Below are 25,542 nucleotides of genomic sequence, written 5' to 3' on the forward strand. Positions count from 1 at the left end.
GTGTATCCGGCGGAACTGCCGCCCGTCGCGGGCAGCGGTCGGGCGTGGGCGAACGGGTGACACCCGAGGTCAACGGCAGTGCCACCGCGCGGGATCGGTCGTCGACGCAGGATCGGACGCGGGGCGGGGCAGGTCTGGACCAGGTCTGGACCAGGTCTGGACCGAGCCCGGATCGATCCCGGACCGGGCCCGGATCGAGGGGGATTGCGGAACCCCGCCACCCATCTATTAAGTTACTTCGAAGAAGGTGGGTCGGGGACGTCCTCCCCCCGTGCGTCTCCGCCCGCCTTCGTCGTGCCCCGTCATGCCCCGTTCCGCGAAGGAGCCCGCCGCCATGGGAAAGCGCCGCAAGCCCAGCACCCCGAGCCGGGCCCGCCTGGCGGTCCTCACCACGGCCGTGGCCGGCGGCGCCGTGCTCGCCGCCGGCACCGCCCACGCCGAGCCCGCGCCCAGCCTCGCCACCGTCAAGGAGCAGGTGGACAAGCTCAACGAGGAGGCCGAGCAGGCGATCGAGCGCTTCAACGGCTTCCAGGAGAAGCAACGCAAGCTCCAGGGCGAGGCCAACCAGATCCAGGAGAAGGTCGTCCGCGGCCAGGCCGCGATGAACGAACTGCGCACCCGGCTCGGCGCGGTGGCCGCCGACCAGTACCGCAGCAACGGCATCGACCCGTCCGTCCAGCTGATGCTCGACTCCGACCCGGCCTCCTACCTGGAGCGCGCCTCGGCGCAGAACCAGGCGGCCGGCAGCCAGGCCGCCCTGCTCAAGGAGGCCCAGGGCGAACAGCGCAAGCTCGACCAGGACCGCGCCGAGGCCACCCGCACGCTCGCCGAACTCGAAACGGTCGGCGGGCAGTTGGCGGGGGAGAAGCAGCAGGTCCAGGGCAAGCTCGCGCAGGCCCAGGCGCTGCTCAACAAGCTCAGCGCCGAGGAGCGCGCCAAGATCAACGCCCAGGAGTCCGCCGACAAGGCCCGGGCCGCCGCCAAGCAGGCCGGCGACGCCGACCGCGCCTCCCGCTCCACCCAGCGCACCGACCTCAACGCCCCGCCGCCGCCCGCCGCGAGCGGCCGCGCCGCCACCATCGTCCAGTTCGCCTACGCGCAGCTCGGCAAGCCCTACGAGTGGAGCGCCACCGGCCCCAACAGCTTCGACTGCTCCGGCCTCACCGGTGCCGCCTACCGCGCCGCGGGCGTCAAGCTCTCCCGGATGTCCCAGGACCAGTGGAACGACGGCCCCCGCGTCGCCCGCTCCGACCTCCAGGCCGGTGACCTGGTCTTCTTCTACGGCGACATCCATCACGTCGGCATCTACATCGGCGACGGCAAGATGATCCACGCGCCCCGCACCGGCAAGAACGTCGAGGTCCTCCCCATCGACGCCATGCCCTACGTCGGCGCCGTCCGCCCGGCCTGAACCAGCGCGGCCCGCCCGGGCGTCAGTCGACGATCAGCAGGCTGGCGCCGTCCGGCGCGCTGGAGCGGTGGGCCTCGGCGTCGTCGGCCACCTGGTAGCTGCCGCCCGCGCCGGTGACCACCACGCGGCCGTCGTCGAGCGTGGTGACGAGCTCGCCCGCCAGGACGTACAGCACGTGCCCCTTGCGGCACCAGTGGTCCGCGACGTACCCCGGGCTGTAGTCCACCCGGCGGACCCGGACCTCGCCGAACTGCCGCACCCGACTGGTCACCTCGCCGGCCTCGCCGGGCTTGCGCTCCTCGTCGACCTGGCTCCAGTCGGTGGCGGTGAAGGGAAAGCCGCTGAGATTCATGCGGTCACCCTACTCCCGGAAGGCCCGGGCGAGTTGGGCTCCGAGAGTCAGTCCGTGACGGACAGGACGATCTTCCCGGTGGTGCGGCCCAGCTCGCCCAGGCGGTGGGCGTCGGCGGCCCGCTCCAGCGGCAGGACGGTGTCGACCAGCACCCGCAGCCGGCCCGAGCCGACCAGGCGGGAGATCTCGCGCAGGCCCTGCTGGTCCGGTTCGACCAGCACGAAGACGGCACGGACCCCCGCGGCCTCCGCCTCCGCGAGCGGAAAGGCCTCGGTCGGCGGCTCGATGGAGACGAGCGTGCCGCCGGGGCGCAGGGAGCGCAGCGAACGGGCCCAGCTGGGGCCGCCGATCGGGTCCAGCACGACGTCCACGCCCTGCACGGCCTCGGCGACGTCGACCGTCCGGTAGTCGACGGTCTCGTCCGCCCCGAGCTCGCGCAGCAGCCCGTGCTTGGCGCCGCTCGCCGTGCCGATCACGTACGCGCCGCGGGCCTTGGCGATCTGGACGGCCAGGTGGCCGACCCCGCCCGCGGCGGCGTGGACGAGGACGCGCTGCCCGGGGCGCACGTCGGCGGTGTCCACCAGCGCCTGCCAGGCGGTGAGCGCGGCGAGCGGCAGCCCGGCCGCCTCGACGTGGCTCAGGCCCTCCGGGCGGGGCGCGAAGTGCCGGGCGGGGGCCGTGACGTACTCGGCGTAGCCGCCCGCCGGGTGCGGGAAGCGGGGCATCCCGTACACCTCGTCGCCGGGGCGGTGGATCGCCACGCCGGGGCCGACCGCCTCGACCACGCCGGAGACGTCCCAGCCGAGGGTGAACGGGGGCGTGGCGCCGTTGGCGAAGACGCCGCGCGAACGGGTCTTCCAGTCCGCCGGGTTGACCCCGGCGGCGTGCACCCGGACCAGGACCTCGCCCCGGCCCGGCTCGGGGCGGGCCGCGTCCACGAGCCGGAGGACCTCGGGGCCTCCGGCGGTGTCCTGCGAGATCGCGCGCATGGTGTCGGGCATGTCGTCCTCCTCCGATGGTCGGCCCGGTCGGTCGATCGGGCACGTCGTCAGAGTGCCGGTGCGCGCGGGCCCCTGGTGGTGGCGGGACGGCCAGGTGGTGAAAGGATCCGGCCATGCACCACGTCGGCGTACTCGCCCTGGACGGCGTCTTCCCGTTCGAGCTCGGCATCCCGGCCCGGATCTTCGGCGCCGCCCGGGACGAGGCCGGCGCCCCGCTCTACACCGTCACCACCTGCGGCCTGGACGGCGGACCGGTCCGCAGCGCCGCCGACTTCGACCTCGCGGTCTCCCGGGACGCCGGGCTGCTCGCCGCCGTCGACACCGTCGTCATCCCACCCTCGGACTCCCTCGGCGACATCCGCGAACACGGCACCCTGCCCGAGGCCCTGCGCGCCGCGCTGGCCGGGATCCGGCCCGGCACCCGCATCGTGGGCATCTGCACGGCCAGCTACGTGCTGGCCGCCGCCGGCCTGCTCGACGGGCGCCGCGCCACCACCCACTGGCGGGAGGCCGACCGGCTGCAGCGGATGTCCACCACCGCCCGGATCGACCCGGACGTCCTGTTCGTCGACGACGGCGACGTCCTCACCTCGGCCGGGGTCGCCGCCGGGATCGACCTGTGCCTCCACCTGGTCCGGCGGGATCACGGCAGCCGGGTCGCCAACGAGGTGGCCCGCTCCTGCATCGTCCCGCCCTGGCGGGAGGGCGGCCAGGCCCAGTACATCCGCCGCCCCGTCCCCGAGCCCTCCGCCACCGGCACCGCCGTCACCCAGGCCTGGGCCCTGGACCGGCTCGCCGAACCGCTGTCGGTCGCCGACCTCGCCGCCCACGCCCACACCAGCGTGCGCAGCTTCGCCCGCCGCTTCCGAGAGGAGACCGGCACCACCCCCGCCCAGTGGCTCACCGGCCAGCGCCTCGACCTCGCCCGGCACTACCTGGAGACGACGGACTGGCCCGTCCCGCTGGTCGCCCAGCGCTCCGGGCTCGGCACCGGCGCCTCGCTGCGCAAACACCTGCACGATGCCACCGGCGTGAGCCCCCAGGCCTACCGGAAGACCTTCGGCCCGAGCTGAGACCGGGCCGGGCCCGACCGGCTCGGCCAGGCCCGCCGTCGCGCCCGCGCGGAGCAGGAGGTCGGACCGGCCGACTTCCTGCTCCTCTCAGCTGCCGTCCGAGCCCGGTACGGCGATCACGGCTCACACGGTCCACAGCACGGTCCTGGCGAGCCGGGCCCCCGAGGAAGCCCCGGAGACAGGCCTCAGTACGGCTGCGGCGCGCAGGCCAGCAGGTACGGCAGCACGGGCAGTGCCGACACGGCGACCCAGGAGGCGAGTCGGCGCCGCCGCCCGCCGCCCGGCCGGGCCAGCCGGCGGACCCGGGCCAGCACCCCGGTGGCGGCCGCCGCGAGCGACCCTTCCGGGCCCGGGCCGGAGGCCAACGCGCAGAGCGCGGAGGCGAGTTCGCCCCGCGAGACCTCCGCCAGCGCGGCGTCGTCCGCCGCCATCTCCAGCAGCAGCGCCACCTCCGCGCGCCCGACCCGGGCGAGCGGCAGCGGCCCGAGCAGCAGCGCGAAGGTGTCGGCGGGCAGCCGGAACAGGTGGTGGCGGCCGCGGATGTGCCCGTGTTCGTGGGCGACGGCGGCGGCGAGCTGCCGCTCGTCCAGCAGCCGCAGCGCGCCGCGCGACAGCACGACGCGGGAGCGGCGGCCGGGGAGGCAGTAGACGGTCGGGCGGGCGTGGTCGAGCACGAGCGCGCCCCAGCGCCGGTCCCGTACGGCGACCAGGTCGAGCAGCGCCCGGTGCCGCCGCCGGGCCCGGCCGGTCCGGAGGCCGACCGCGCCGATCGCGGCGGCGAGCGCCGTGCCGGCGGCGGCCAGCTGCCACCAGTCGTGGGTGTGCGGCAGGACCGGCCCGGTGGGCGCGGCGCGGGGGAGCAGGAGCCCGGCCAGGCCGACCAGCCCGGCCGGCTCGTGGGCGAAGGGCTCGACGGCGTGGTGGACGGTGAGTAGCACGGCGACGGTGAAGGAGGCCATCAGCGACAGCCACAGCGCCGCGCCGAGCACCGGCCGGGCCTGCAGCCGGGCCTGGATCCGGGGGGAGCGTGCGAGGCGCCGGGGCAGCAGGACGCCGGTGAGCGCCAGGTAGAGGCCCAGCAGCGCGAGCGTCACTCCTCGTCCCGGGCCTTCACCTGGGCGAGTGCGCTGTCGAGGGCGGCGCGCAGCGCGGAGGCCTCGTCGCCGCTCATCCCGTCGACGAAGTGCAGCAGCGCGCCGGCCCGGTCGGGGGTGGTCTCCAGCGCCTGGTGCATCAGCTGGGCGGTGTACGCCTCGCGGGAGCAGGTCGGCTCGTACACCCAGGCGCGGCCGACCTTGTCGCGGCGCAGCCAGCCCTTGGTGTGCAGGATGTCGGCGACGGTGGTGACGGTGGTGTACGCGACGGGCCGGTGCCGCTGGAGGTCGTCGACGACCTCGCGGACGGTGGCCGGGCGGCCCCAGCCCCAGAGCCGGTCCATGATCTCGGCCTCCAGCTCGCCGAACCCGCGCAGTACCACCCTGTCTCCCTCGCCGGCCGCGGGCACCCGACCGCCCGCGGAACCCGCCCATGGTACGGCCCGCGCCGGGTGTCCGCCCCCGTCTCCGAGGGGGGCACCCGGCGCGGGCCGGGGCGGCGGGGGTTTACCGGACAGGCGGGGGTTTCAGGACAGGCGCCGGGCCAGCGCCACCCGGGAGCGGGTGAACAGCGCGGCGAGCAGTCCGGCGAGCACCGGCAGCACCAGCACGATCAGCAGTAGCTCGCCCCAGGGCGCGGTGATCAGCGCCGGCCTGGCGCCGAACCCGCTGGCCCGGGACTTCAGCAGCCCGACCGCCGGCACGAAGCCGTTGACCGCCCCGAGCAGCGCCCCGAGCAGGGCGATCAGCGCGCACTGCAGGCCGGCCATGGTGCGCCGGATGCCGGGCGGGGCGCCGACCGCGGCCAGGGTGGCCTGGTCCTGCCGGGAGTCGGCGGCGGCGAGGCCGGTGGCGATGCCGGCCGCGCCGAGCACGACCAGGGCGGCGAAGCCGCTGAGCGCCAGGGTGAGCGCGTCGCCCTTGGACTGGTAGCCGCGCTCGACCTCCAGCCGCCCGTGGTGGTCGAGCCGGACGGCGGCGGCCTCGGCGCGCTGCTGCGCCTTGCGGTCGGGCGGGGTGGCGGGCCGCCAGACGGCGCCGGTGGGCTCGGTGGTCAGGCCGAGTGCGGGCAGCGCGGTGGGCGCCATCAGGCCCTGGGCGAACCGCGCGGCGGCCGGGTTGTCGACCAGCACCGCGTCGACCGGCACTTCCTGCAGGTCCGGCTTGGGGACCTCGCCGGGCTTGAGCGGCGCGCCGCCGCCTCCGCGCAGCTGGAGCACGGCCTTGCCGTCTGCGCCGATCAGCGCCCGGTCGAAGACCAGCAACTTGCCGGCTGCCAGCGCCTGTTCGGCCGCCGGGTCGCGCAGGTCGAACAGGTTGTGCAGCAGCGTGGCGTCACCGGCGGCGAGGTGCGGCATCGCGGACAGCGTGCGCCAGTTCACCTGCCCCTTGAGCTGGACGACGCTGGAGCAGTTCGGGCAGAACTTGTAGGTCACCTCGGCGAGGTCCGCGCGCGGCCCGAGCCCGGTCAGTTGCTTCTCCAATTCGCCGCGCAGCTGGTCGAGTTGGCCGCCGTTCAGGCGGCTGTACAGCTGGACGGCGCCGTACGGGGCCTGCGGCCGGTAGTCGCGCCGGTTCTCGGCGTCGGTGCTGGTGCTGTACACCCCGATGGCGACGGCGCCGGCGACGGCGGCCAGCACCGCGGCGACGGCGGGCGCGGTGCGCGAGCGGTGCCGGGCGGAGTCCCGCAGGGCGAGCCGGGGGCCGAGCGGCAGGAGCCGGGCCGTGCGGCCGAGCAGGGCGACCAGCACCGGGGTGCAGGCGAGCATGCCGAGTTCGGCGACCACGGAGCCGCCGAGCACGGCGAGCGTGCGGGCGTCGTAGCTGCTGACCACCGGCTGACCGTGCGACAGCGCGCCGGCCCCGTACACCGCGAGGGCGCCGCCGGCCAGCACCAGCAGCAGGCCGAGCAGGGTGACCTTGCGGCTGGGCGCGCGGACGGTGTCGCGGTCGGCGAGCCCGGCGGTCACGCTGCGCCGGGCGGCCTGGAGGGCGGGCAGGGCGGCCGCGAGCAGGGCGGTGAGCAGGCCGATCCCGGCGATCGCGAGCAGGTCCAGCGGGGGCAGCGCGAAGTGTCCGAAGCGTTCGCCGCCGGCCTGTTCGATCCACGGCCGCAGGGCGGCGACCAGCCCGGTGCCGAGCGCCACGCCGAGCACCGCCCCGGCGATGCCGAGGACGACGCCGCCGCCGAGCACCACCGCGCCGACGTGGCCGCGCCGGCCGCCGGCCGCGCCGAGCAGGGCGAGCTGGCGGCGGGAGCGGCGGGCGCCGACCGCGAAGGCGGGCCCGGCCAGCAGGGCGACCTCCAGCAGGGCCATGCCGGTGACGGTGGCGACGACCACCTTGGTGCTGTTGCCGGTGGCGGGGTCGGAGTAGGTGAAGGAGTCCCGGTAGTAGGGGACGGCCCGCTCCGGCGGCGGGGCGAGCACGACGGAGCGCGCGGTGAGCGTGTAGCCGTACCGGTTGACCTCCTGGACCTTCGCCCAGTCGAGCGCGGCCCCGGCCGGGAGCTTGACCAGCCAGGCGCCGTGCTCGATGCCGGTGGCCTCGGCGGTGCCGCCGCCCGGCCGGCTGCCGCCGGACGCGCCGCCGGACGTGCTGCCCGGCTTGCCGCCGGTCCTGTCGGCGGCGGCCAGCGGGTCGAGCAACTCGCCCGGCCGGGCGACGAGTTCGGCCCGGCCGAGCTCGCCGGGGTGTTCGACGACGCCGGTGACGGTGAAGGTGGTGCCCTCCAGCCCCTGGACGGTGGTGGTGCCGCCGACCGCGAGGCCGGCGTGGTCCAGGAAGGCCCGGGTGGCGGCCACTTCGTGCGCGGCGCGCGGCGCGCGGCCCTCGACCAGGTTCAGCCGCCCGCGCCAGATCGGGTCGCCGAGGTCGGCCTCGGTGGTGAGGGTGCGGACCAGCCCTTCGGGGGAGGTCGCGCCGGTCTCCGGCCCGGGCCGGGCCGGGGTGAGCACGCTGCCGGGCGGCAGCAGGGAGCTGATCAGGGCGGCCGGGTCGGTGGAGCCGGCCTTGACCTGCTCGGGGGTGGGCTGCTCGTCGGGCTTCGACGGAGTGACGAAGGCCCCGTCCTCGGCGAGCGGTGCCTGTTCGACGGTCCGTCCGGGGGCGAGCCCGGTGACCAGCGCGTCCGCTCCGCCCACCACCCGCTCGACGCGTTCCGCGGGGGTGAGTTCGCCGCCGCGGTGGACGATGTCGGCGCCGGTGACGCCGAGGACGGGCAGGGCGATCATGGCGACGATCAGGGCGCTGCGGCCCTTGGCGCGCAGGGCGTCGCGGCGGGCGATGCGCAGGGCGACCCGCCAGGCTCCGAGCTTCACCAGGCCACCTCGCCGCTCTCGGACCCGACCGGGAAGCCGGACCCGGCCGAGAAGCCGCTCTCGGCGGCGGCCGGTCCGGGCCGGTGGACGGCGGCCGGGCAGGCGGCGGCGCGCTGCCCGCGGCTCTCCGAGGCGACCGCGCCGTCCCGCAGGTGGACCACCCGGTCCGCCCAGGAGGCGTGCGCGGCCTCGTGGGTGACCATCACGGCGGCCGCGCCGGCGTCGCAGCGGGCGCGCAGCACGGCGAGCACGGCCTCGCCGGTGGCCGAGTCGAGCGCGCCGGTCGGCTCGTCGGCGAGCACCAGCCGGCGCTCGCCGATCAGGGCGCGGGCGATGGCGACGCGCTGCTGCTGGCCGCCGGACATGTCGTCGGGGAAGCGGTCGGCGAGTTCGCCGATGCCGAGCTCCTCCAGCGCGGCCAGCGCCTCGCGGCGGGCCCGGCGGCCCGGGACGCCGTCGAGTTCGCGCGGCAGGGCGATGTTCTCGGCGGCGGTGAGCGCCGGGATCAGGTTGTAGTCCTGGAAGACGTACCCGATGGAGCGCCGCCGCAGGTCGGCGAGCCGGCGCCGGCTGAGCGTGCCGAGCGTGACGCCCTCGACCAGCACCTCGCCCCCGGTGGGGGTGTCCAGGCCGCCGGCCAGGGTCAGCAGGGTGGACTTGCCGGAGCCGGAGGGCCCCATGACGGCGACGAACTCGCCGGGACGGACGGCCAGTTCGATGCCGCGCAGGGCGTGGACCTCGGTCTCGCCGCGCCCGTGCACCCGGGTGACGCCGGAAAGGTGCAGGACGGGGCGGGGCCCGGTCGGATCGGTGAAGGACACACTTCCCCCTCGTGAGCTGTTCAGCTGCATATGTCGGTGAACTATATATGCAGAGCGGGAGGGCATCCAGGGGGCTCGGGTTCGGTCAAGGTTCTACAAAGCTGTAGAGGATCAGTCGGAAACACCGCTCGGCCCGGCCGCGGAGGGGCTATCCTGTTCGAGGTTTGAAAAGGCACCTCGTTCGGTGAGGCGTCTTCACGGACACAGGCCACTGACCCGACGACGTCGAGAGACGCCCAGGTTCAGGACAGGTCTTCCCGAGTTAAGGGTTGACCCCAAGTGGCTTCCGGCCGGCAAGGCTGGACACGCCGTGGAGTGCCAAAGCTCTGACGAGTTGGGGTGGACCGGTCCCGTCGGACCGGTGTGCTCCTTGCCGTGTCGCGATGCGGCGCACAGCGTGTGCGCCCCCGACCGGGAGGAGGCGAGAGACATGGACTGCAATAGTCCGGGCCACAGTAGCCCCTACCCCCGCATGCTCTCGATCACCTCCGGCACGCGGTAACAACCTTCCCTGCGCGTTCGCCCAGGCGCTTCGTCCCGCGCTCGACCATGCCCGGACGCAAGCCGCCTGACGCATCGTCATGCCCGTACGGCCGCCGCCGCTCAGCGCCGTCGTGCGGAGCCGATGCCGTGCTGCCCGCAGGGGGGAGCGCTGCTGCGTGCCCCCTGTCGCCCCGCCCGGGGCAAGGGAGGCCCCGCCATGACCAACGTGATGCTGGACCCGAAGGTCCCCGCCGACGCCACCACCGTTCCCGCCGCCCGCAGCGCCGTCCTCGACGACGCCCACGTGGGCGACATCAAGGGCGCGCTCGGCACCATCCGCCTCGACGACACCACCCCCCGCCACGGCCTCTCCGCCCGGCTCAGGACGCTGCTCGCGATCATCGGCCCCGGCCTGATCGTGATGGTCGGCGACAACGACGCCGGCGCGTTCTCCACCTACGGCCAGGCCGGGCAGAACTACGGCACCCAGCTGCTCTGGACGCTGCTGATGCTGATCCCCGTGCTGTACGTGAACCAGGAGATGGTGCTGCGCCTGGGCGCCGTGACCGGCGTCGGCCACGCCCGCCTGATCCTGGAGCGGTTCGGCAGGTTCTGGGGCGCGTTCAGCGTCATCGACCTGTTCCTGCTCAACGCGCTCACCCTGGTCACCGAGTTCATCGGCGTCACGCTCGCCGCGGGCTACCTCGGCCTGCCCAAGGCCGCCGCGGTGGTGCTGGCGGCCGCGATCATCATCGCCTCGGCCTTCACCGGCTCCTTCCAGCGCTTCGAGCGCGTCGCCATCGCGCTGTGCGTCGGCTCGCTGCTGCTGGTGCCGATCTACTTCCTGGTCCACCCGAAGACCTCGCAGATGGCGCACGACTTCGTGGTGCCCGGCATGCCCGGCGGCGCCGGCCAGCTGGCCGCCGTCATGATGGTCATCATCTCGATCGTCGGCACCACCGTCGCCCCGTGGCAGCTGTTCTTCCAGCAGTCGTACGTCATCGACAAGCGGATCACCCCGCGCTTCATGAAGTACGAGAAGGTCGACCTGTGGATCGGCATCGCGGTGGTCGTCGTCGGCGCCGCCGCGATGATGGGCCTCACCGCCGCGGCCTTCGCGGGCACCGATGGCTTCGGCCAGTTCTCCGACGCCGCCGCGATCGCCCAGGGCCTGGAGGACAAGGCCGGCCGCCTGGTGGGCGTGCTGTTCGCGATCGCCCTGCTGGACGCCTCGATCATCGGCGCCTTCGCCGTCTCCCTGTCCACCGCCTACGCGATCGGCGACGTCTTCGGCATCAAGCACTCGCTGCACCGCGGGGTCAAGGGCGCCAAGGGCTTCTACGCCGTGTACGCCGGCCTGGTCGTGGTCGCCGCCGCGATCACCCTGCTGTCCAACGGCTACACCCAGGGCCTGATGACGCAGTTCGTGCAGGTGCTCGCCGGGGTGCTGCTGCCCTCCGCCACGGTCTTCCTGCTGCTGCTCTGCAACGACAGGGCCGTGCTCGGCCCGTGGGTCAACGGCCCGCGGACCAACGCCTTCACCTCGGCGGTCGTCGGCGTCCTGGTGACGCTGTCGCTGATCCTGACCGCCGCCGTCGTGTGGCCGGGCATCACCTCGGACGCCATCCTGTGGATCATGGCCGGCTGCGGTGTCGCGGGCGTCCTGGTCGCCGGCTACTTCTTCCTCTTCGGCCGCCAGGGCACCAAGGAGGACCCCATCGACCGCACCGGCCGCGAGGACTGGCGGATGCCCCCGCTGGAGACGCTGGCCAAGCCGGCCATGTCGACCGCCCGCAAGGTCGGCATGGGCGCCCTGCGCGCCTACCTGCTGATCGCGATGGTCATGGTCATCATCAAGATCGTGCAGACCGCCCTCCACCACTGAGCCACCGACCGCAGCCCGTACGGACGGGCGGTGGGCCGAGTCTCACCGCCCGTCCGTACGGCTTCCCGCAGTCCCTCCGCCCGCGCGGACGGACGTTCCCGTGAAGGAGGTGCCGTCGTGCACACCCTGACCACCGTCGAATTCCTGGTCCGGCTCGCCACCGGCGTCGCCTGCGGCGCGCTGATCGGCATCGAGCGCCAGTGGCGCGCCCGGATGGCCGGTCTGCGCACCAACGCCCTGGTCGCCGCCGGGGCCACCCTGTTCGTGCTGTACAGCGAGGCCGTCGGCGACACCGGCAGCCCCACCCGGGTCGCCTCCTACGTCGTCTCCGGCATCGGCTTCCTCGGCGGTGGCGTGATCCTGCGCGACGGCGCCGGCGTCCGTGGCCTCAACACCGCTGCCACGCTGTGGTGTTCGGCTGCGGTCGGGGTGCTGGCCGCCTCCGGCAAGCTGGAGCTCGCCGTCCTCGGCACGCTCGCCGTGCTCGCCGTCCACCTGGTGCTGCGCCCGGCCGGCCGGCTGCTCGACCGGGCCCCGCAGTCCGGCAGCGACCCGGACTCCACCAGCCGCGCCACCGTCCACCTCGAGTGCGACCGCAAGTCCGAGACCCACATCCGGGCCCTGCTGCTGCAGGCCCTCACCGCCTCCGGACTGGCCCCCACCGGCCTGCGGGCCCGCCGCACCGACAGCGGCGACGCCACCAACCTGCGGGCCACCGTCGCCATCACCGGGCAGGTCGCCCCCGCCCTCGAACTGGTCGTCACCCGGCTCTCGCTGGAACCCGGCGTCCGCGACCTGCACTGGCACCTGGACGACGCGTCCGACGATCCCGGCAGCCCGGCCCTGGCCTGAGGCGGTAGAACGGAGAGGCTGCCGAACCGTCACCAGGCCCCCGGGAGGCCCGATGCTCACGCCCGACCCCAGGCACGGGCCGCTCGTGCCGATGCTGCTGGCGCTCACCGTGGTGACCGGGGTGGTGGACGCGGTCAGCTACCTCGAACTCGGGCACGTCTTCGTCGCCAACATGACCGGCAACGTGGTGTTCCTCGGGTTCGCCCTGGCCGGGGCGGCCGGCCTGTCCGCGACCGCCTCGCTCGCCGCGCTCGCGGCCTTCCTGCTCGGCGCCCTCGCCGGCGGGCACCTGGCCCGCCGGCTGCCGGGCCACCGGGGGCGCCTGCTGACCGCCGCCGTCACCGCCCAGGCCGTGCTCGTCGCGGCGAGCACGGTGCTCGCGGCCGTCGCCGGGCACAGCGCCGAAGGGGTGCGCTACACCCTGATCGGGCTGCTCGGCTTCGCGATGGGCGGGCAGAACGCGGTGGTCCGCGCACTGAAGGTGCCCGACCTGACCACCACCGTGCTCACCATGACCATCACCGCCCTGGCCGCCGACCGCACCGGCGTCCGCCGACTCGCCTCCGCCGTCTGGATGTTCGCGGGCGCGCTGCTCGGCGCCCTCCTGGTCCTGCACACCTCGGTGCCGGTCGCCCTGGCGCTCGCCCTGGCCCTGCTGACCGGCGTCGCCGCCCTCACCCGCCGGGCGTCCAGGCCCTTCCCGGCACCGGCCTGGACCGACCCGGTCTGAGGCCCTCCGCCCCCGGGTCAGTCCTCCCGGTGACGGCTGGCGCGCCCGCTCCAGAGCGGTTCGAGGCGCGCCCAGCCGGCGGCCCAGAGCTGGTCGGCGCGCCGGTCGAGGGCGCGCAGGCGCAGCCGCAACCCGACCACCAGCAGGGCGAGCAGGACGAGCAGGCCGCCGACGCCGGTGCAGCCGGCCGAGACGGCGAGGGCGGTGTGTTCGAGCGGCGGCTCGACGGCGTTGCCGGAGCCGTCGACCCAGACCGGGAGGGTGCTGCCGTCCGCGACCGGGCGCGGGGCGTCGACGACGCCGGTGTGCCGGGTGCCCCGCGGGTCCGTCCAGGCGGCCCGGACGCCCGCCCGGCCGCTGAAGCCCTCGGTGAACCGGCCGCCGCCGGCCGCCGGGTGGTCGGCCGCGCCGAGCACGAGGGCGTCGACCCGGTGCAGGCGGGCCCGGTCCGCGTCGGCCTGCGCGGTGGAGGCTTGGTAGGCGAGCAGCGCGCCGCCGGTGGCGAGGGCGGCGGCGAGCACCGCCCCGAGGAGGGTGAGCAGCCAGGCCCGGGACCGGGAGCGGTCGAGGCCGCGGGCGAGCGGTTCGTGCCGGGCACCGCAGGCCCGCCGCAGCGCGCGGCCGATTCGCCGCGGGGGCGAGGCGGGCCGGCCCGGGCCGGGGGTGGTGGACACGTCGAGGGCTCCTCAGGATGCGGGGTGCGTGCGGGAGTTCCGCCGCCGTCCGGCGCGGAAGCTCCACCAATTTCCACCCGATGACCGTCCCCGCACAAGAGCACGGTGGCCGCGCCGTTACCCCCGGGTACGACCGACCCTCCCCGCCCGGGCCCTTCGGCCCTCGGCGGGGGCCGCCGCCCGCCTGTGTCGATCCGTCAACTGTCCTCCCAGGTCAGAGCCTTCTTCTTCCCGTATATACACTCAGTATCTACTCCGGGTGTATGGTCCTCCTCATGAGTGTTCCTCTGACCCTGTTGGGGCTGCTGGAGCGGGAGCCGAGTCACGGCTACGACCTCAAGCGCGACTACGACACCTTCTTCAGCCGGGGAAAGCCCCTCCCGTACGGCCAGGTGTACTCCACGCTCGGCCGGCTGGCCCGGGACGGCAAGATCGTCGCCGGCGAGGCCGAGCCCGGCGACGGGCCCGACCGCAAGCGCTACGTGATCACCGAGACCGGGGCCACCGAGTTCGAGACCTGGCTCCAGGAGCCGGTCGCGCCCGAACCCACCCTGCAGTCCGTCCTGTTCACCAAGGTCGTGCTGGCCCTGATGCTCGGCCGCGACGCCGAGCTGTACCTGGACACCCAGCGCGCCGCCCACCTGCGCCGGATGCGCGAACTCACCGAACTGCGCCGCTCCGGACCGCTGGTGGACGCCCTGCTCGCCGACCACGGCCTGTTCCACCTGGAGGCGGACCTGCGCTGGATCGACCTGACCGTCGCCCGACTCGACGTGCTCGCCGCGGAGGTGCGCTCATGACCACCGTCATCGAGGCCCGCGACCTCGCCCTCGCCTTCGGCGAGACGCCCGCCCTGCGCGGGGCGAGCCTGTCCGTCGAGGCCGGCGAGGTGCTGGCCGTGATGGGCCCCAGCGGCTCCGGCAAGTCGACGCTGCTGCACTGCCTGGCCGGCATCCTGGTGCCCGACGCGGGCGAGGTGCTGTTCAACGGGCAGCGCATCGACACCCTGCCGGAGGCCCGGCGCAGCGCCCTGCGCCGCGACAAGTTCGGCTTCGTGTTCCAGTTCGGCCAGCTGGTGCCGGAGTTGACGGCCGAGGAGAACGTCGCCCTGCCGCTGCTGCTGAACGGAGTGCGCCGCTCCGCCGCCCTCGCCGAGGCCCGGCCCTGGTTCGCCCGGCTCGGCCTGGACGGCATGCAGGGCCGCCGCTCCGGTGAACTGTCCGGCGGTCAGGCCCAACGCGTGGCGCTCGCCCGCGGCCTGGTGGCCCGCCCGCAGGTGTTGTTCGCCGACGAGCCGACCGGCGCGCTGGACTCGCTGACCGGCGAGCAGGTGATGGAGCTGATGGTCGGCGCGGCCCGCGAGCAGGGCACCACGGTCGTCCTGGTCACCCACGAGGCCCGGGTCGCCGCCTACGCGGACCGCGAGGCGATCGTGCGCGACGGCCGGGCCCGTACGCTGCGGGCCGGATCGGTGGCCCCGTGATCCCCTTCTCGCTGCGCCTGACCGTCAGCGGCGGCCGGGAGGCCCTGGCCCGGCTGGTCACGATCACGGCGGCGGTGGCGATCGGCGTGGGGCTGCTGCTCTCCACGTTCGCCGCCGTCAACGCGCTGGACCGGGTCAACGACCGCCAGCGCTGGATGAACACGGGCGCCGCCGGCGCGACGGCCACGGCCCCGGTGGACCGCCTGTGGTGGGAAGCCCGGGAGGACTACCACGACGGCAGGTCCGTCTTCCGGGTCGAGGTCGCCGCCGAGGGGCCCACCGCGCCGGTGCCGCCGGGCCTGACCGGGCTGCCGGCCCCGGGCGAGTACGCCGCCTCGCCCGCGCTGCAGAAGCTGATGCGCGACACCCCGGCCGCCGAACTGGCGGACCGCTTCCCGGGCCGCCTGGCCGGCACCGTCGGCGACGCGGCGCTGCCCTCCCCGGACAGCCTGACGGTCGTCGTGGGCGGCACGGTCGACGAGGTGCGGGCGCTGCCCGGGGCCACGGCCGTGACCTCCATCGCGACCACGGTCCCGGCCGAGTGCGACCACGCCTGCTTCGGCGCGGGCGTGCACGGCGACTCGATGCTGCTGATCCTCACCGTGGTGGCGGGTGCGCTGATCTTCCCGGTGCTGGTCTTCATCGGCACCGCCACCCGGCTCTCCGCCGCCTCCCGCGAGCAGCGCTTCGCCGCGATGCGGCTGGTCGGGGCGACGCCGGGGCAGATCTCGGTGGTCTCGGCGGTGGAGTCCGCGGTCGCGGCGGTGGCCGGCACCCTGGCCGGCTTCGGCGTGTACTTCGCGCTGCGGCCGCTGGTCGCGGACGTGCCGTTCACCGGCGACCGGTTCTTCGTGACGGACCTCGGCCTGAGCCCCGCCCAGGCGGCCGGGGTGGCGCTGGGCGTGCCGCTCGCGGCGGCGGCGGCCGCCCGGCTGGCGCTGCGCCGGGTGGTGGTCTCCCCGCTCGGGGTGTCGCGCCGGGTGACGCCGAAGCCGCCGCGCGCCTGGCGGCTGATCCCGCTGGTGGCGGGCCTGGCCGAGCTGGGCTACCTGGTCGTCCGGCACCCGTCGACGACCAGCGGCCAGTCGGCGGGCTACCTGAGCGGCTTCGTGCTGGTGATGCTGGGCCTGGTGATCGGCGGGCCGTGGCTGACGATGGCCGCCGCCCGGGCCGTCGCCCGGCGGACCGGCCGGCCGGCCTCGCTGATCGCGATGCGGCGGCTGGCGGACGACCCGAAGACGGGGTTCCGCGCGGTGGCCGGCCTGGTGCTGGCGCTGTTCGTGACCACGGCGACGGTCGGGATCATCGGCACGATCAACGCCGAGCGGGGAACCGCCCTTGGCGGTGACGCGCTGGTACGCAAGGCGATCGTGGACGACCCGCTGCTGGCCGGGGACAGCGTGATCAACGGGGACGTCGCGGGCACGATCCCCGCGGTCTCCGCCGACGTCGCGGCGCAGGCCCGGGCCGTGCCCGGTTTCGAGGGGATGGCGCTGGCGCACGAGAACCCGGCGCGCCTGGGCGCGGTGCGCCGCGGCGACCGCCCGCTCGTCCCGGTCCTGGTGCGCTGCTCGGAGCTGGCGCAGATCCCGATGGTCGGCCACTGCGCGCCCGGCGCCGCCGTCGCGGCCGTCGACCGCTTCCAGTTCGTGGACCTCCAGTCGGACTCGGGCCACGAGTGGCCGGCGGTGCCGATCTCCCCCGAGGAGGTCGACAAGCTGCCGGTCCGGCTGATCTACGCGACCACGGACGGCTCCACGCCGGCCATGGAGCGGCTGCGGACGATCTTCAGCCGCAACTACCCGACGCACGTGGCCCGGGTGGCCGACGACTGGGCCTCCGAGGCGCAGAAGAAGCTCCAGGGCTGGCGCCAGCTGGCGAACGTCGTGCTGCTGACCACCCTGCCGATCGCCGGCTGCGGCCTCGCGGTGAGCGTGGTCGCCGGACTGTCCGACCGCCGCCGCCCGTTCGCGATGCTGCGGCTGACCGGGGCGCCGCTGCGGCTGCTGCAACGGGTGGTCGGGCTGGAGAGCGCACTGCCGCTGCTGGTGGTGGCGGCGCTCGCGATCGGGACGGGCTTCGCGTCGGCGGCGCTGTTCCTCAGGTCGCAGATGGGGTACGACCTGGCGTCGCCCGGCGCGCTGTACTACGGGCTGACGTCCTTCGGGATCGTCGCCTCGCTGGGGATCATCGCCTCGACGCTGCCGCTGCTGCGCCGGATCACCGGGCCGGAAGCGGCCCGCAACGGCTGAGCACCGTAAGGGAGGTGCCCCGCGGGGGAGTTGCCCCGTTGCCCTGTTGCCCTGTTGCCCTGTTGCCCCGTCGCCCGCCGATCAGCGGGCGACGGGGTAGCCGTGCGTGGCGGCCCGGCGTTCGACGACCGGCTCGGACAGCCAGCTGCCGAGCACCAGCGCGGACGGGTAGAACATCGGCCGCGGCAGCGCGTCCACCGGCACGCGCTCCCAGCCGGCGCAGGCGTGCGGCTCGGTGACCACCGCCTCCGCCAGGCTCGGCGGCGCGAGCACGGCGGCGGTCAGCCGGGGCCGGCCGAGCTCGTGGTCGAGGTGGACGGCGAGCACCCGCATCCGCTCGGCGGGCAGCACGATGCCGGTCTCCTCGGCGAGTTCGCGCGCCGCCGTCTGCTCGAAGGACTCGCCCGGGTCGACCTTGCCGCCGGGCAGGCTCCAGGTGGGCGGCTCGCCGGCGGTGGTGCGGCGGCCGATCAGCACCCGGCCGTCGCCGGTGGGCACGATGATCCCGGCGCCGAGCATCGGAGCGGTGGTCAACTCGGGTCCTCCTTCAGCTGGTTACCAGTTGGCGCGCTCGTAGTCCTTGAGGAAGCAGCCGTACAGGTCCTCGCCGGCCTCGCCGCGCACGATCGGGTCGTACACCCGGGCGGCGCCGTCGACCAGGTCGAGCGGGGCGTGGAAGCCCTCGTCGGCGAGGCGCATCTTGTCCGGGTGCGGGCGCTCGTCGGTGATCCAGCCGGTGTCGACGGCGGTCATCAGGATGCCGTCGGTCTGGAACATCTCCTGCGCGCTGGTGCGGGTGAGCATGTTGAGCGCGGCCTTGGCCATGTTGGTGTGCGGGTGGCCGGCGCCCTTGTAGCCGCGCGAGAACACGCCCTCCATCGCGGACACGTTCACCACGTACTTGCGGCGCGAGGCGGAGGCCGCCATCGCCGGGCGCAGCCGGCTGATCAGGATGAACGGCGCGGTGGAGTTGCAGAGCTGGACCTCCAGCAGCTCGACCGGGCCGACCTCCTGGACGGTCTGCACCCAGCTGTTGGTGTCGGCGAGGTCGGGCACCAGGCCGCCGGCGTCGATCGCGGTGCCGGCCGCGATCCGGGCGGGCGTGGCGGAGCCGGTGACCAGGGCGAGCGAGGTGACGTCCTCGGCGGCGAGGCGCTGCCCGTCGCCGCCCGCCTGGTGGGGGAGGGCGGGCAGGTCGACGCTGCCGCTGCCGAAGCGGCCGATGGTGGTGGACTGCGGCAGCTCGCCGGCCGGCAGCGGGGCGGACTCGGCGTTGACCAGCTCGCGGTAGGACTCCGGCGGGCGGCGCACGGTCTGCGCGGCGTTGTTGATCAGGATGTCCAGCGGGCCGTCCGCGGCGACCTCGTCGGCGAGCGCCAGCACCTGGGCGGGGTCGCGCAGGTCGATGCCGACGATCTTGAGGCGGTGGATCCACTCGGCGCTGTCCGGCATCGCCGTGAAGCGGCGGATCGCGTCGTTCGGGAAGCGGGTGGTGATGGTGGTGTGGGCGCCGTCGCGCAGCAGCATCAGCGCGATGTACATCCCGATCTTGGCCCGGCCGCCGGTGAGCAGCGCGCGCTTGCCGGTCAGGTCGGCCCGGGCGTCGCGGCGGGCCCGGTTGATCGCGGCGCAGCGCTGGCAGAGGTTGTGGTAGAACGCGTCGACCTCGACGTACCGCTGCTTGCAGGTGTAGCAGGAGCGGGGCCGCTCCAGGATGCCGGCGATCTCGGTGGTGGTGACGGTGGTGAGGCCGAAGGCGCCGGCCGTCTCGTCGTCGATCCGGGTGGGGGCGCCGGTGGCGGTACGGGCGGTGACCGCGCGGTCGTTGGCGGTCTTCCGGGCCCGGGTCTCCTGGCGGCGGCGCTGCTTGAGGGTGCGGAATATGCCGCCGACCGCCTGCCGGACGGTGATCGCGTCCGGGTGGTCGACGTGCAGCTCGTCGAGCTCGGCGATCACTTCGAGGCAGAGCTTCAGGCGCTCCGGGTCGAGGCCGGGGCCGTAGTCGATCTCCTCCTCGGTCGGGCCCTGCTCGATGTCCTGGTGCTGGATGTCCACGCCCGCTGCTTTCCCATTCGCCTCACCGTTACCGCGTGAATGCTACGGGAGCGGCCCGGGGCGGGGCGAAAGACCGAGTTCCGGGGCGGTCCCGATGGCCCGGAGCAGGCCTTTTGGAGGATCATCCAAGTCTACGCGCGGAGCACCGAACGCGGTTTGTGCACAGCCCCAGCAATCGCTCTCGAACTGGCATTTGCCCCGCCCCTCACGGAGAATCGAATGCTGGGTGCCGGGCGCCCGAGTGCGCCCTGACGGCCTCGCCGCCACCGCACCCGAGGTGTACCTCCCCCCAGCCAGAGAGCCCCCTTCATGCGCTTCCTGAACGACCTCAAGCCCTCGTACGACTTGACGTACGACGACGTCTTCATGGTCCCCAGCCGTTCCGCCGTGGGCTCCCGGCAGGCCGTCGACCTGTCCTCCCAGGACGGCACCGGCACCACCATCCCGCTGGTCGTCGCCAACATGACCGCCATCGCCGGTCGCCGGATGGCCGAGACCGTCGCCCGCCGCGGCGGCCTGGTCGCCATCCCGCAGGACATCCCGACCGAGGTGATCGCCGAGGTCATCTCCTGGGTCAAGCAGCGCCACCTGGTGTTCGACACCCCGATCACCCTCGCCCCGGGCGCCACCGTCGCCGAGGCGCTCTCCCTGCTGCCCAAGCGCGCGCACGGCGCCCTCGTCGTGGTCGAGGACGGCAAGCCGGTCGGCGTCGTCACCGACTCCGACTGCCAGGGCGTGGACCGCTTCACCAGCCTCGCCGACATCATGTCCCGCGACCTGCTGGTGCTGGACCAGGACATCGACCCGCGCGCCGCCTTCGACAAGCTCACCGAGGCGCACCGCAAGCTCGCCCCGGTCGTCGACGGCGAGGGCCGGCTGGTCGGCCTCCTCACCCGCAAGGGCGCGCTGCGCGCCACCCTGTACACCCCGGCCGTGGACGCCGCCGGCAAGCTGCGGATCGCCGCCACCGTGGGCATCAACGGCGACGTCGCGGGCAAGGCCAAGGCCCTGCTCGACGCCGGCGCCGACGTGCTGGTCGTCGACACCGCGCACGGCCACCAGGAGAACATGATCAGCGCGCTGCGCGCCGTGCGCGGCCTGGACCCGAAGGTCCCGATCGTGGCGGGCAACGTGGTCTCCGCCGCCGGCGTCCGCGACCTGGTCGAGGCCGGTGCCGACATCCTCAAGGTCGGCGTCGGCCCGGGCGCCATGTGCACCACCCGGATGATGACCGGCGTCGGCCGGCCGCAGTTCTCCGCCGTGCTGGAGTGCGCCGCCGAGGCGCGCCGGCTCGGCAAGCACGTCTGGGCGGACGGCGGCGTGCGCCACCCGCGCGACGTCGCGATGGCGCTGGCCGCCGGCGCCTCCAACGTGATGATCGGCTCCTGGTTCGCCGGCACCTACGAGTCCCCGGGCGACCTGCAGACCGCCGCGGACGGCCGCCAGTACAAGGAGAGCTTCGGCATGGCCTCGGCGCGCGCGGTCAGCAACCGCACCGCCCAGGACTCCTCGTACGACCGGGCCCGCAAGGCGCTGTTCGAGGAGGGCATCTCGCACTCCCGGATGTTCCTGGACCCGGCCCGCCCGGGCGTCGAGGACCTGATCGACTCCATCGTGGCCGGGGTGCGCAGCTCCTGCACCTACGCGGGCGCGGGCACCCTGGAGGAGTTCCACGAGAAGGCGATCGTCGGTGTGCAGAGCGCGGCCGGCTACGCCGAGGGCAAGCCGCTGCACTCCAGCTGGGCCTGATCGAGCCGGGCCTGATCGCCCGGCTCCGCCACCGCACCGCCGTCCGGCCGGTTCCTCGCCTCGGGGAGCCGGCCGGCGGCCGTTCCGGCCGGGCCGAGCGGGAGCAGCAGGGCGCGGCCGAGCAGCCCGACCGAGCCGTCCAGCGCGGCGGCGAACACCCGCGCCGCGCCCGGCAGGTCGCGCAGCTCCCACAGCGCCTCCACGGCCGCCCAGGCACCCTCCCGGGCCGCTTCCACCGACCAGGTGCCCAGCAGGTGGGTGAGCGGTTCGGCGCGCTCCAGCAGGTCGGGCCCGGGCATCAGCTGCTCCCGGACGGCGGCCTCCACCTCGGCCAGCACCCCGTTGATCCGGTGGTAGTCCTCCTGGACGTCGGCCGGCGCGCAGCCCCGGCGGCGGCAGGTGTCGACGACGGCGAGCGGCAGGTCGTGCTGGATGTGGGCGCCCATCCCGGCCAGGCCGAACTGCAGCGGGTGCACGCCCGGGTGGGCGCGCAGTGCGAACAGCGGCCGCCAGCAGGCGGGCGGCTCCTGCCCGGCCGCGTCGGCGGCCACGGCCAGCAGGTACCGCCCGGCGAAGACCACGTCCAGCTCCGCCACCGCCGGCGGGTCGGCGAAGTACCCGCCGCCGAGCCGGTCGCGGACGGCCTCCGTCACGGTGAGGTAGAGCCGGTTGAACACCGCCACCCCGTCCGTCGGCGGCAGCGCCGCCCCGATCCCGCGCAGCCGGTCGACCACCTCGTCGACCGTGACCGGTTCGTGCTCCACCGTCGTCCCGGGCATGTGCCACCCTCCGATGCCGATCGTGCACTGATCGCATCATCGTGACAGCGCGCTCGGGCGCTCGGCGGGTGCGGCGCCACGGCCGTCGAGGTGACGTCCGGGCCCGCGGGCCCCGCGTGGTGTCGTGTCGTCGTCAGCCCAGCTCGTACTCCAGGACGTAGGTGTGGGCACCGGTCTCGTCGACGGTCAGGTGGAACTCCCCGGTGATCCCGGCCAGCTCGCCCGAGCCCGTGCCCGGGACCACGCGGATCGTCGTCCCCGCGGTGTCCCAGGCCGTGTGCTGGAGCACGAACCCGCCCGTGCGCCCGTCCAGTTCACCCGTCACGTGCTCCACGGCGACGTAGGAGGCGGGGGCGCCGTCCGGCCCGCCCACCGACAGCATCCGCACCTCGCTCGTGCCGCTCAGGCCGCCCGTGAACGTCTTGGCGATCCTGATCCGCCCGAACGAGGCGCCCTCCCGCTCCTCCGTCTCCACCGGCTCGAACGCGGTCAGCTCGAACGACCCCGCAGTCCTGAACCCCATGGCACTGTCCCCTCGTCACCCGCGCCGTCACCCGCGCACGGCCGTCTCCCGCGCACGGCCGGGCCCCTCGCCGACCGTGGGGGAAGCCTTGCACACGGCACTGACATTGATGCCCAGCCCGGCGCACTAGGCTGGGCCGGGAGATGAGACGCAAGAGCCGCCGCCCGACCTCCCCCCTCCCGCAGCGCCACGGCGTGGACCCGGCGCACCTGCGCCTGCCGATCGAGGGCGACTGGCCCACCGTCCGGGCGTACCTGGTGGAGCGGCTGCCCGCGGTCGGCGCCGAGCGGATCGACGAGGCGCTGGCCGGGCGGGAGATCGTCGGCGAGCACGGCCCGATCGCCCCCGAGGAACCGTTCCTGCCCGGCGCGCACCTGTGGTTCTACCGGGACCTCCCCGAGGAGGTGCACGTCCCGTTCGAACTGGTCGTGCTGCACCGCGACGAGCACCTGGTCGTCGTCGACAAACCGCACTTCCTGGCCACCACCCCGCGCGGGCGGCACGTCGCCGAGACGGCGCTCTCCCGGCTGCGGCACGGCCTCGACCTGCCCGCGCTCAGCCCCGCGCACCGCCTGGACCGGCTCACCGCCGGGCTCGCCATGTTCGTGGTCCGCCCCGAGGACCGCGGCGCGTACCAGACGCTGTTCCGCGACCGGCGGGTGCGCAAGGAGTACCGGGCCGTCGCCGGGTACGACCCGGCGCTGGAACTGCCGCGCACCGTGCGCAGCCACATCGTCAAGGAGCGCGGGGTCATCGCCGCCCGGGAGATCGACGCGCCGCCGAACAGCGAGAGCCGGATCGAACTGCTGGAGCGGCGCGCCGGCCTCGCCCACTACCGCCTGCTGCCGCACAGCGGCCGCACCCACCAGCTGCGGCTGCACATGAGCGGCCTAGGCCTGCCGATCCTCGGCGACCCGGTGTATCCCGAGGTGCTGCCCGAACCCGCCCCGGACGACTTCCGCCGGCCGCTGCAACTCCTCGCCTCCGCCGTCGAGTTCACCGACCCGCTGACGGGCCGGGAGCGCCGCTTCGAGTCCCGCCGCAGCCTCGCCGCCTGGACCGACCCGCGGGCCTGGGCGGCCGGCCCGGCCTGATCTGCGGTTCGGCCCGATCGGCAGCTCAAGCGAGCGGGACGAGGCGCTCCAGGTAGCAGGGCGCGGGCCGGTCCGGCGTGATGAGCAGCGACTGCACCCGGTAGCGGCCGGGCGGGAGGTCGACGGTCAGGTACTCGCCGAGCTCGATCGCCTCCGCGCCGCCGCCCACGGTGTCGATGAGCAGGTACCGCCCGGCCGTCAACTCGGCCACCGGGCCGTCCTCCCAGACGCCGGCGCGCAGTGCCTCCGCCACCGGCGGCCGGAGGTCGTCGTCGAGGTCGAGGTCGACGGGGCGGACGAAGATCCGCTCCTGCGCCAGCCAGCGGACGGGCAGCGGCTCCGCGCCCAGGACGAGCAGGTCGCCGTGCCCGGCCACCCGGTGGACGGCCGCGTAGCCGCCCTCGAACACGTCGGCCTCCTCGCCGGTCCACCCGGCGGCGGTCGCTTCGGGGCACAGCACGTACCAACCGCTGTCCGTGCCGTCGAGCCAGGCCTGCTTCGTGTGCGTCATGAGGGCGATCCTCGCACGCGGGAGCGGGAAGTCGGCATCGTCGACCTCCCGCTCCCGCGCCCGCTCCGCTCGGGCGGGCCGGTCAGGAGTGGAACGTCACCTCCGGGTTGGCCGGCGTCGGCCCGTCCAGCAGCGGCTGGTCGATCCCCTTGAGCTGGAGGTCGAAGAAGGCCGCGACGTACGCGCGGGTGAGCTCCACGCCGCGCTGCGCGGACATCGTGCTGCCGGGCGGCGTCGGCAGGCCGAACTTCTCGGAGAACAGCATCAGGTCGGTGAAGCTGAGGTGGTTGGCGCCGTGGAAGGTGATCCACCGCTTCCAGCCGTCGAGCCGGGCCCAGGCGTCGGTCCAGGACTTGTCCTCGGGACCGTCCAGCGCGCGCCCGAGCATCAGGTACGGCTTGCCGCCGATCCCGGAGTCCGGCACCGCGTAGTCCAGGGAGCCGTCGAGGTCGGCCCCGGCCTTGATGCGGTCGTCGGTGAGCAGCGCGGGGACGGTCGCGGCGCCGCCGGCCGAGTGCCCGGCCATGCCGATGCGGTCGCGGTCGATCAGGCGGGCGTAGCGCCAGGCCGGGTGGGGGCGGTCGGTGAGCCGGTCGAGGACGAAGGAGACGTCCTTCGCCCGGCTCGCGTCCAGGCCCGCCCACGCCTTGTCGTCGTGCAGCGTGCCGCAGACGGTGCACGGCAGCGTCGTCCCGTCCGGGAAGGTGGTGCCGGAGTTCTCGTAGGTGTGGTCGACCAGGGCGACGACGTACCCGCGGCTGGTCAGGTCCTCGGCGAGGCCGGTCAGTTCGGTGCGCGGTGCGGTGAAGCCGGGGGAGAGGACGATCAGCGGGTAGTGGCCGCCCTGCGGTCGGGCGTCGGCCCGCGCCCAGGTCCGGGTGCCGGTCAGCGCCTCGGTGGGGAGGTGGTTGCCGGGGACCTTGGCGTCCAGCAGCAGCCGCGCCGCCTCGGGCGTCATGTACGGCGCGGGGCTGCCCGTGCCGGGGTGCGCGGGGTAGTACATCGAGACCATCAGCTGGCGCGGCCCGGCGGAGGGGACCCACGGGTCCGGCCGGTCCTCGTCGACGAGGTGCAGGACGTCCAACCCGACGGCGAACGGCCCGGTCGGGCGGGGGAGTTCGACGGGGGTGGTCGCCGGCGCCGCGTCGGCGACGGTGACGGTGACGGGGGCGGGGCGGCCCGGCGAGGGTGCGGCCAGGGCCGGTACGGCGGTGGCGACGGACAGCGGCAGCGCGAGCAGCAGGGCTGCCGCGGCGGCGGTGCGACGAAGTCGGCTCATGTCAGCACCGTAGGTGCGCCGCGCGGGAGTTGACGTCACCTCGGGGATGTAGTGATCCCCTCCGGGGGGTGGCCACCGGCCCCCTAGGGGCACCGGTGGCCGGGGACGGCGGGGGTCGGTG

Annotated in this window: 23 protein-coding genes and 1 riboswitch; of the genes, 10 read left to right on the forward strand and 13 right to left on the reverse strand. The window is 74.8% G+C overall.

Annotated features, from left to right (window positions below; translation table 11 throughout):
* The first annotated feature begins 334 nt into the window (after positions 1-334).
* Positions 335-1,411: an NlpC/P60 family protein gene (locus AB2U05_RS28520; protein ID WP_369184633.1), complete on the forward strand. Its 1,077-nt coding sequence runs from the start codon at positions 335-337 to the stop codon at positions 1,409-1,411.
* A 22-nt stretch (positions 1,412-1,433) separates the two neighbouring features.
* Here AB2U05_RS28520 and AB2U05_RS28525 read toward each other — a convergent pair whose 3' ends face one another.
* Both AB2U05_RS28525 and AB2U05_RS28530 read right to left on the reverse strand, forming a co-directional pair.
* Positions 1,434-1,763, reverse strand: coding sequence for a DHCW motif cupin fold protein (locus AB2U05_RS28525; RefSeq protein ID WP_045694593.1), 330 nt, complete (start codon positions 1,761-1,763; stop codon positions 1,434-1,436).
* A gap of 47 nt (positions 1,764-1,810) precedes the next feature.
* Positions 1,811-2,764: an NADP-dependent oxidoreductase gene (locus tag AB2U05_RS28530; RefSeq protein WP_045694595.1), complete on the reverse strand. Its 954-nt coding sequence runs from the start codon at positions 2,762-2,764 to the stop codon at positions 1,811-1,813.
* Between the two features lie 113 nt (positions 2,765-2,877).
* Between AB2U05_RS28530 and AB2U05_RS28535 the strand changes: the two genes are divergently transcribed.
* Positions 2,878-3,837 (forward strand): GlxA family transcriptional regulator, encoded by a 960-nt coding sequence (locus AB2U05_RS28535; protein WP_045694597.1) that lies wholly within the window; start codon positions 2,878-2,880, stop codon positions 3,835-3,837.
* A gap of 185 nt (positions 3,838-4,022) precedes the next feature.
* On the opposite strand, the gene AB2U05_RS28540 is transcribed toward AB2U05_RS28535, so the two are convergent.
* The 4 genes from AB2U05_RS28540 to AB2U05_RS28555 form a co-directional block, all read right to left on the reverse strand.
* Positions 4,023-4,931: a M56 family metallopeptidase gene (locus AB2U05_RS28540; protein ID WP_045711035.1), complete on the reverse strand. Its 909-nt coding sequence runs from the start codon at positions 4,929-4,931 to the stop codon at positions 4,023-4,025.
* Complete coding sequence (locus AB2U05_RS28545; protein WP_045694698.1) at positions 4,928-5,308, reverse strand: BlaI/MecI/CopY family transcriptional regulator; 381 nt, start codon at positions 5,306-5,308, stop codon at positions 4,928-4,930. Before AB2U05_RS28545 ends, AB2U05_RS28540 begins: the two co-directional genes overlap by 4 nt.
* 150 nt (positions 5,309-5,458) lie before the next feature.
* A complete protein-coding gene (locus AB2U05_RS28550) occupies positions 5,459-8,251 on the reverse strand; it encodes an FtsX-like permease family protein (protein ID WP_369184634.1) in 2,793 nt (930 codons plus the stop codon).
* Positions 8,248-9,072, reverse strand: coding sequence for an ABC transporter ATP-binding protein (locus tag AB2U05_RS28555; protein WP_369184635.1), 825 nt, complete (start codon positions 9,070-9,072; stop codon positions 8,248-8,250). Before AB2U05_RS28555 ends, AB2U05_RS28550 begins: the two co-directional genes overlap by 4 nt.
* Before the next feature lie 169 nt (positions 9,073-9,241).
* Positions 9,242-9,418: riboswitch (M-box (ykoK) riboswitch) on the forward strand.
* 366 nt (positions 9,419-9,784) lie between these two features.
* On the opposite strand from AB2U05_RS28555, the gene AB2U05_RS28560 reads away from it, so the two are divergent.
* From AB2U05_RS28560 to AB2U05_RS28570, 3 genes are all read left to right on the forward strand, one after another.
* Complete coding sequence (locus AB2U05_RS28560; protein WP_369186007.1) at positions 9,785-11,440, forward strand: NRAMP family divalent metal transporter; 1,656 nt, start codon at positions 9,785-9,787, stop codon at positions 11,438-11,440.
* Positions 11,441-11,557: 117 nt separating this feature from the next.
* The gene (locus AB2U05_RS28565) at positions 11,558-12,292 is read left to right on the forward strand and encodes an MgtC/SapB family protein (RefSeq protein ID WP_045694605.1); all 735 of its coding nucleotides are present in this window, start codon (positions 11,558-11,560) and stop codon (positions 12,290-12,292) included.
* A 52-nt stretch (positions 12,293-12,344) separates the two neighbouring features.
* Positions 12,345-13,022 carry a YoaK family protein gene (locus tag AB2U05_RS28570; RefSeq protein ID WP_045709692.1) on the forward strand — a complete coding sequence of 226 codons (678 nt, stop codon included), beginning with the start codon at positions 12,345-12,347 and terminating at the stop codon, positions 13,020-13,022.
* Between the two features lie 17 nt (positions 13,023-13,039).
* On the opposite strand, the gene AB2U05_RS28575 is transcribed toward AB2U05_RS28570, so the two are convergent.
* Complete coding sequence (locus AB2U05_RS28575) at positions 13,040-13,696, reverse strand: hypothetical protein (RefSeq protein WP_045694611.1); 657 nt, start codon at positions 13,694-13,696, stop codon at positions 13,040-13,042.
* 275 nt (positions 13,697-13,971) lie between these two features.
* Between AB2U05_RS28575 and AB2U05_RS28580 the strand changes: the two genes are divergently transcribed.
* Genes AB2U05_RS28580 through AB2U05_RS28590 form a run of 3 tightly spaced genes read left to right on the forward strand, consistent with a single transcriptional unit; the run spans position 13,972 to position 17,431 of the window.
* Positions 13,972-14,496, forward strand: a complete 525-nt coding sequence (locus AB2U05_RS28580; RefSeq protein ID WP_045694613.1) for a PadR family transcriptional regulator — start codon at positions 13,972-13,974, stop codon at positions 14,494-14,496.
* Entirely contained in the window at positions 14,493-15,179 is a 687-nt protein-coding gene (locus tag AB2U05_RS28585; RefSeq protein WP_045709694.1) for an ABC transporter ATP-binding protein, read from the forward strand. Before AB2U05_RS28580 ends, AB2U05_RS28585 begins: the two co-directional genes overlap by 4 nt.
* Positions 15,176-17,431, forward strand: coding sequence for an FtsX-like permease family protein (locus AB2U05_RS28590; RefSeq protein ID WP_369184636.1), 2,256 nt, complete (start codon positions 15,176-15,178; stop codon positions 17,429-17,431). Before AB2U05_RS28585 ends, AB2U05_RS28590 begins: the two co-directional genes overlap by 4 nt.
* A gap of 81 nt (positions 17,432-17,512) precedes the next feature.
* On the opposite strand, the gene AB2U05_RS28595 is transcribed toward AB2U05_RS28590, so the two are convergent.
* Both AB2U05_RS28595 and AB2U05_RS28600 read right to left on the reverse strand, forming a co-directional pair.
* Positions 17,513-17,965, reverse strand: a complete 453-nt coding sequence (locus tag AB2U05_RS28595) for an NUDIX domain-containing protein (protein WP_052706476.1) — start codon at positions 17,963-17,965, stop codon at positions 17,513-17,515.
* Positions 17,966-17,986: 21 nt separating this feature from the next.
* Entirely contained in the window at positions 17,987-19,486 is a 1,500-nt protein-coding gene (locus tag AB2U05_RS28600; protein WP_369184637.1) for an SDR family NAD(P)-dependent oxidoreductase, read from the reverse strand.
* A 309-nt stretch (positions 19,487-19,795) separates the two neighbouring features.
* On the opposite strand from AB2U05_RS28600, the gene AB2U05_RS28605 reads away from it, so the two are divergent.
* The gene (locus tag AB2U05_RS28605; protein ID WP_045694618.1) at positions 19,796-21,235 is read left to right on the forward strand and encodes a GuaB1 family IMP dehydrogenase-related protein; all 1,440 of its coding nucleotides are present in this window, start codon (positions 19,796-19,798) and stop codon (positions 21,233-21,235) included.
* On the opposite strand, the gene AB2U05_RS28610 is transcribed toward AB2U05_RS28605, so the two are convergent.
* The gene (locus AB2U05_RS28610) at positions 21,196-22,014 is read right to left on the reverse strand and encodes a DUF5995 family protein (RefSeq protein WP_063773481.1); all 819 of its coding nucleotides are present in this window, start codon (positions 22,012-22,014) and stop codon (positions 21,196-21,198) included. The two genes, AB2U05_RS28605 and AB2U05_RS28610, sit on opposite strands and share 40 nt — an antisense overlap.
* Before the next feature lie 133 nt (positions 22,015-22,147).
* On the reverse strand, positions 22,148-22,537 hold the full coding sequence (locus AB2U05_RS28615) for a DUF3224 domain-containing protein (protein WP_369184638.1): 390 nt from the start codon (positions 22,535-22,537) through the stop codon (positions 22,148-22,150).
* Between the two features lie 143 nt (positions 22,538-22,680).
* On the opposite strand from AB2U05_RS28615, the gene AB2U05_RS28620 reads away from it, so the two are divergent.
* Positions 22,681-23,631: a pseudouridine synthase gene (locus AB2U05_RS28620; protein WP_369184639.1), complete on the forward strand. Its 951-nt coding sequence runs from the start codon at positions 22,681-22,683 to the stop codon at positions 23,629-23,631.
* 25 nt (positions 23,632-23,656) lie between these two features.
* Here the strand turns inward: AB2U05_RS28620 and AB2U05_RS28625 are convergent, their stop codons facing one another.
* Positions 23,657-24,142, reverse strand: coding sequence for an Imm21 family immunity protein (locus AB2U05_RS28625; protein WP_045694624.1), 486 nt, complete (start codon positions 24,140-24,142; stop codon positions 23,657-23,659).
* 82 nt (positions 24,143-24,224) lie between these two features.
* Entirely contained in the window at positions 24,225-25,421 is a 1,197-nt protein-coding gene (locus AB2U05_RS28630) for an alpha/beta hydrolase family protein (protein WP_369184640.1), read from the reverse strand.
* Between the last annotated feature and the right edge of the window lie 121 nt (positions 25,422-25,542).

The sequence above is a fragment of the Streptomyces sp. Y1 genome (genome assembly GCF_041053115.1).
Classification (GTDB): domain Bacteria; phylum Actinomycetota; class Actinomycetes; order Streptomycetales; family Streptomycetaceae; genus Kitasatospora; species Kitasatospora rubellomurina.